This is a genomic window from Mycobacterium nebraskense (assembly GCF_002102255.1).
GTDB lineage: Bacteria > Actinomycetota > Actinomycetes > Mycobacteriales > Mycobacteriaceae > Mycobacterium > Mycobacterium nebraskense.
In genome coordinates, this window is the sequence record NZ_LQPH01000155.1 from 1 (window position 1) to 4,844 (window position 4,844).

The following is a 4,844-nucleotide window of genomic DNA, read 5'->3' on the forward strand; positions in this document are numbered from 1 at the left end:
AGAATCTAGAGAAGTGTTGCGACCGCACCTAGAAACCACCGCGTCGACACGGGGTCAGTTTTCAGACGACGCCGACACTGTCAAGCGGCAATACGACCGAATCGAATATGGCGGGTTACCAGTGAACTACCGCATATAGCGCAATCGGTTGTACTTCAACGTAGTCGAGCGCCACTATACATTCCCGATAATCCGCCGCCATACGCATCGCACGCTCTTGCAACCGGTTTCGACGTGATGCAGCGAGTGTGGCACTAACGCATTGTGATTCACTCGATGAGTCAATTCCTAGGGCCGATAACCGGGCGAGCGGTCGAGCGGGCGGGCGTTTCCAGCAAACGCTCCTGCCTGTGGTCCTACTGCGCAGCCGCTCCCCCGCCGGGGGATTGGAGCCTGCTTTGGCCCGCCAACCCGAAGCCCAACAACGCATGTTCGTGCCCTTCCTCATCACGGTGGGCCTCGTCGAAGCAGCGACCTGGGAACGTCTCCCTACGACAAGGTGGAGACCGTAGCCACCGTCCGCCGACACCGCGGACCGCGAGGGGCGCAGCGTTGATCAATGAAATTGACCACCGCTGCGAAAATGCCGAAATGCGCCCCATGCTGCGGCGATCGCCCTATCGTTTGTGCCATGACGGGGGTAGGCATGCCGGCGTGGCCGGCAACAATGGCAGCATTCGTGCTCGAACTCGCCGGGATCGTGCCACCGCTAGATCCAAGAGTGCGAAATGAATTGGCTCAAGACGAAGAGAGTGTCGAGCTCGCGCAGCGTCTAGCGGAAGAACCCTCGCTACAAGATATCGTGTTCTCGGATGCGGATCATCCGTCGCTCCACACCCCTACCGTATTGTCTTTCACCGCAGAATCGTGGGCTCAGGCGCGCTCAGGTCTGGGCATCGTTGAGCGGGGTCAGGGCGAGCGCATCGCGGCCATCTGGCACACGGCGGTTCCGCTGGTCAACGGTGACTACCTGTTGACCCCGGATCCGGGTCACCCTGAAGCGGTGTCGTTCTATCGAGCCACGCGCAATGACGACGAGGGTGCGATCGATTTTCGCGTGGGCACTGCGTCGAGGGGCCCGTATGAGGTCGTGTGGGAGGACAACGACGACCGCTGCCATCTCAGACGATTCTTCAACGGCCTCTTGCAATGCAAGGTGGTCGGGTGCAGCGAGGTGTGTCATAGAGGCATCGAGGTGGACCCCATAACGGGCGCACAGTCATTTCCGTGCGGGTGTCCCTGATGTTCGGCATCGACTGGATTATTTGGGGCGTCATCATTGCCGCCGCCACGTTGGGGGCCGCAATCGGCGTGCCGGTCGTCCTCTACATCCGTCAGAACCGCGCCAACATCACGGTGACAAGCGAATTCGACAAGACCGGGTTCGTGGAAGTCGTCCTCGCCAAGGAGGGAAGCGGGGCCGCGCAAGTCGATTCGGTTGAACTCATGGCAGCTGGCACCAACACCAAGCTGCCATTAATCGGACGTTCCAAAACTGGTGCCGGGCCAATCAACTTCGATGGCGGCAAAGCCAAGATTCGCGTCTACTTCACACTCACCAGCGGGGCGAGTGCAACCGATGCCATCGAGGTACACGTCGAACACAAAGGCAAATCGTCGAGGGTCAAGTCCACCTGGACGACCAAGACCATATCTCCCCAGGCTGGCACCGAAATGATCGATCTGCGCGACCCGATTGAACCCGAAGCAGACACCACTACGAAAAAGGCGCCTGGCACTGCTGGTACTGGCACGACTGGGGCGAATCCGCCAGCAGCTCAATCAAATACACCCGCGCCAGGACTTTCCAACCCGCAGCGTGACACAGACGATCCCGACGTCAAGACGTAGAGCGTCCATCACGTCGAGGTCTCCCCCGGCGCCTCCAAGGAAGCCCGGTCGCGGAGGTTCGCGGCTGTGGCCCACACAACGGAAGGCCGTCGGGGACAGCCTTCGGGTGAGGATCCACCGGCGATACCGAATATCGCGATGTGGACATCCCACGTTGCCGAGACGCGGGTCGGATTGGCCATATCTGACTATTGCGGCCGCCGCCCGGCGGAGCCATTCGAGACCTGGATGCTTCGAGGCTGTGCCACGCCTCCGTAGCCCTGGCAAGTCCCCCGTCTGACGCTAATTTTGCCCGCGGCCACGGGCTACTTGACCCGTCGTGTGCGGGCGCATGGTTGGTGTGCGACGACCATCGAGACTTTGCACAGTGCACGAAACACCAAGGGGCGGTGTGTAAGTCGTGTGTTGGCACTGTGCTGGTGGAGTGGTCGTATTCGAAACCTGCGGTATTGCCGTGGTGGGCTAGCGGTTTTCGGGTCCGACGTTCTGGCTGCACTGGTCAGGTGCCCGGATCTCGCCGGCCGCGAACCTCCATCGGACGCGGGCGTTCTGGGGGTGAGCTGTTGCGGTAGGAGATGTTCAGAAATGCTCAAAGTCGTTGACTATCGAGCACACGCGTGGTCGCAGATTGGTCTGCGGGGGGAGCTAGCGTGGCCGTATGCCGGTAAACACGACGTCGTGAATTGTTCGTGCGATTAGATCTTCGTCGAGCGTATCGTCGGTGATTAGGTAGGTCAGTGCGCTGGTGGTGACTGCACCGAATAGCGCGATGGCGGCAGCTCTGGGGTTGTCGAGAGCCTCGAGTGAACGGTCGTTAGCGCCCGCGCGAAGCAAGGTCTCGACGGGTTCGAAGTAGGCAGTGCTGATCATGTTGGCGATGACGGGCATGCGGGCGGCGCGGCCCAGTTCTCCTATGAGGGCGCGACAGACAGCGGGCCGCTGGGCCATCACGCGCAGTTGGGCACTGATGACGTCGTGCAGGCGTTGGGCGGCGGCGCCGTCTGCCTCGACGATCGCGGTGACCTCGTGCGCGACGTGTTGTAGGGCGTCTTCGAGGAGGAAGGCGAGTATTTCTTCTTTGCCGGCGAAGTAGTAGTAGAGCGTGGCCTTGGCGATGCCCGTGGTCGCGGCGACGTCTTCGATCTTTGTGTCGTTGAGCCCGCGCTCGGCGAAGAGTTCGGCCGCGGCAGGCAACCGGTCGGCAATCTGAGCGGGAATCTTCCGCATAAAGTCCTCCCCTCGGTTTAAACTCTCAGTCTAAACCGACGTTCTGCAATGTGGCAGGAGACGCTATGTCGACGGTACAACTTCGCTACGATCCCTTTGACGCGGAAATTCAGGACGACCCCTACCCCGTCTACCGGCAGCTACGCGACGCGGCACCGGTCTATCACGCCGCCGATACCAACACCTGGGTACTTAGTCGCCACGCGGATGTCATCAGCGCGCTGCTTGACCATCACAGCTACTCGTCGGTCGACGGAGTATTTCCGACTCCACCGGGCTCGACTTTTCGCGAATCGCTGCTGCCGATGATGATTTTGATGGATCCCCCGCGACACGATCAGCTGCGGGCATTGGTTAGCAAGGCCTTCACCCCGCGACGAATCGCGGCGCTGACGTGCGCGATCGAGGACCTCGCTGATCAGTTGACGGCCGGCCTGATCCAGGAAGCCAGTTCGGCCGATTTCGTCGCCGACTTCGCAGCTGTACTACCAGCGATGGTGATCGCTGATTTGCTCGGTGTGCCGCGCGAGGACCGTACACAATTTCGGCGATGGTCGAACGCGTTGGTGCAGTCCAATCCCACCCACGGCGAGACCGGCGAGGCTTTGGCAGCCGCGGCCGCGATCTATGGCTACTTCACCGATTTCCTCGCCGACCGCCGCGGCCAACCGCGCGACGATTTGATGTCAGCGTTGGTGTGTGCCGAGATCGACGGAAAGCACCTTAGTGACGACGAACTGCTTGGCTTTTGCCTGCTGCTGCTGATCGCCGGTCATGAGACGACGTCGAATCTGCTGGCCAACGCCGCGGTGGTACTGGCCGACTATCGCGACACCCGCCACCGGCTGGCTGGCGATGAGAGCTTGCTCGGGGCAGCTGTTGAGGAGCTGCTGCGGTATGACTCACCGGCTCAAGGACTTTCGCGAACGTTGACCCGCGACGTGACAGTGCATGGCGTCACAATGTCGGCGGGTGATTCGGTGCTGTTGTTGTTCGGCTCGGCTAATCGTGACGAACGCGTGTTCGCTGATCCCGACGTGTTTGACATCGGGCGCAAACCCGAACACCAAGTGGCATTCGGCCGAGGCATTCACTTCTGTCTCGGTGCGTCCTTGGCCCGGATGGAGGCCCGGATCGCGTTGCGCGCCTTGCTGGCCCGCGTGCCCAACTGGGAAGTCGACTTGGGCCGCGCGCAGCGCCTGCGGTCGGGCCCGATCCGAGGCTATTTGTCGTTGCCGATCTCCTGGTCGGCGAACTAGCCGCGCTGCGGTCCAATTGGCTGTGACCGATCCAGTCGAATGGGCGGTGGGGCGCCCAACTAGCGGGAGATGGTTGGCTGGGGAGGATTCACCTTGGCGCCGCGATGAAGAAAATGTGGATCGTCCTGGTCATCGTGCTTGTGGTGGCGGTAGCGGGCTTCTGCGTACTGCGGCTTCGCACCTTTTTCGGCGTCCACGACGATCAGACGATGACCAGTGGCGTCGCCGATGAGATCAAGCCGCTCGATCCCAAGCGCGTGGTTTACCAGGTTTATGGTCCGCCGCCGACGCTAGCCAACGCCAGCTACTTGGACGCGAGTGTCCAGCGGCGGCGAGCAACCAACGCGCGGTTGCGCTGGACACCCTCCGCTCCCTCGACGCGCGTCAACATTGTTACGCGGGGCAGCGCCAGCAACCGAATTGGCTGCGCGATCATCGTGGACGAGGTGGTCAAGGACGAAAGGTCGAGTCAGGGTATGAATGCGCAAACGTTCTGCATAGTGAAGT

General features: G+C 61.4%; 5 protein-coding genes and 1 pseudogene. 5 read left to right on the forward strand and 1 reads right to left on the reverse strand.

Translation table 11 applies throughout. The features are described 5' to 3' along the window. Positions 1 to 398 precede the first annotated feature (398 nt). The 3 genes and pseudogenes from AWC17_RS33635 to AWC17_RS23205 all read left to right on the forward strand — a co-directional run. Positions 399 to 512 (forward strand): annotated as a pseudogene (locus tag AWC17_RS33635) (hypothetical protein); the annotation flags it as partial. 119 nt (positions 513 to 631) lie between these two features. Next, the gene (locus tag AWC17_RS23200; RefSeq protein ID WP_087139652.1) at positions 632 to 1,243 is read left to right on the forward strand and encodes a hypothetical protein; all 612 of its coding nucleotides are present in this window, start codon (positions 632 to 634) and stop codon (positions 1,241 to 1,243) included. Next, positions 1,243 to 1,851 (forward strand): hypothetical protein, encoded by a 609-nt coding sequence (locus tag AWC17_RS23205; protein WP_007172296.1) that lies wholly within the window; start codon positions 1,243 to 1,245, stop codon positions 1,849 to 1,851. Before AWC17_RS23200 ends, AWC17_RS23205 begins: the two co-directional genes overlap by 1 nt. Before the next feature lie 645 nt (positions 1,852 to 2,496). Here the strand turns inward: AWC17_RS23205 and AWC17_RS23210 are convergent. Continuing rightward, a complete protein-coding gene (locus AWC17_RS23210; protein ID WP_007172295.1) occupies positions 2,497 to 3,078 on the reverse strand; it encodes a TetR/AcrR family transcriptional regulator in 582 nt (193 codons plus the stop codon). 65 nt (positions 3,079 to 3,143) lie between these two features. Here AWC17_RS23210 and AWC17_RS23215 point away from each other — a divergent pair, with 65 nt between their 5' ends. Together AWC17_RS23215 and AWC17_RS23220 are read left to right on the forward strand one after the other, a co-directional pair. Beyond that, positions 3,144 to 4,337: a cytochrome P450 gene (locus AWC17_RS23215; protein ID WP_007172294.1), complete on the forward strand. Its 1,194-nt coding sequence runs from the start codon at positions 3,144 to 3,146 to the stop codon at positions 4,335 to 4,337. A gap of 104 nt (positions 4,338 to 4,441) precedes the next feature. After that, positions 4,442 to 4,844 (forward strand): MmpS family transport accessory protein (locus AWC17_RS23220; protein WP_085081478.1); only part of this gene is annotated, 403 nt, incomplete at its 3' end.

Coding starts and splice junctions, on each gene's coding strand:
- AWC17_RS23200 (WP_087139652.1), top strand. CDS start 632: ATGACGGGGGTAGGCATGCCGGCGTGGCCGGCAACAATGGCAGCATTC.
- AWC17_RS23205 (WP_007172296.1), top strand. CDS start 1,243: ATGTTCGGCATCGACTGGATTATTTGGGGCGTCATCATTGCCGCCGCC.
- AWC17_RS23210 (WP_007172295.1), bottom strand. CDS start 3,078: ATGCGGAAGATTCCCGCTCAGATTGCCGACCGGTTGCCTGCCGCGGCC.
- AWC17_RS23215 (WP_007172294.1), top strand. CDS start 3,144: ATGTCGACGGTACAACTTCGCTACGATCCCTTTGACGCGGAAATTCAG.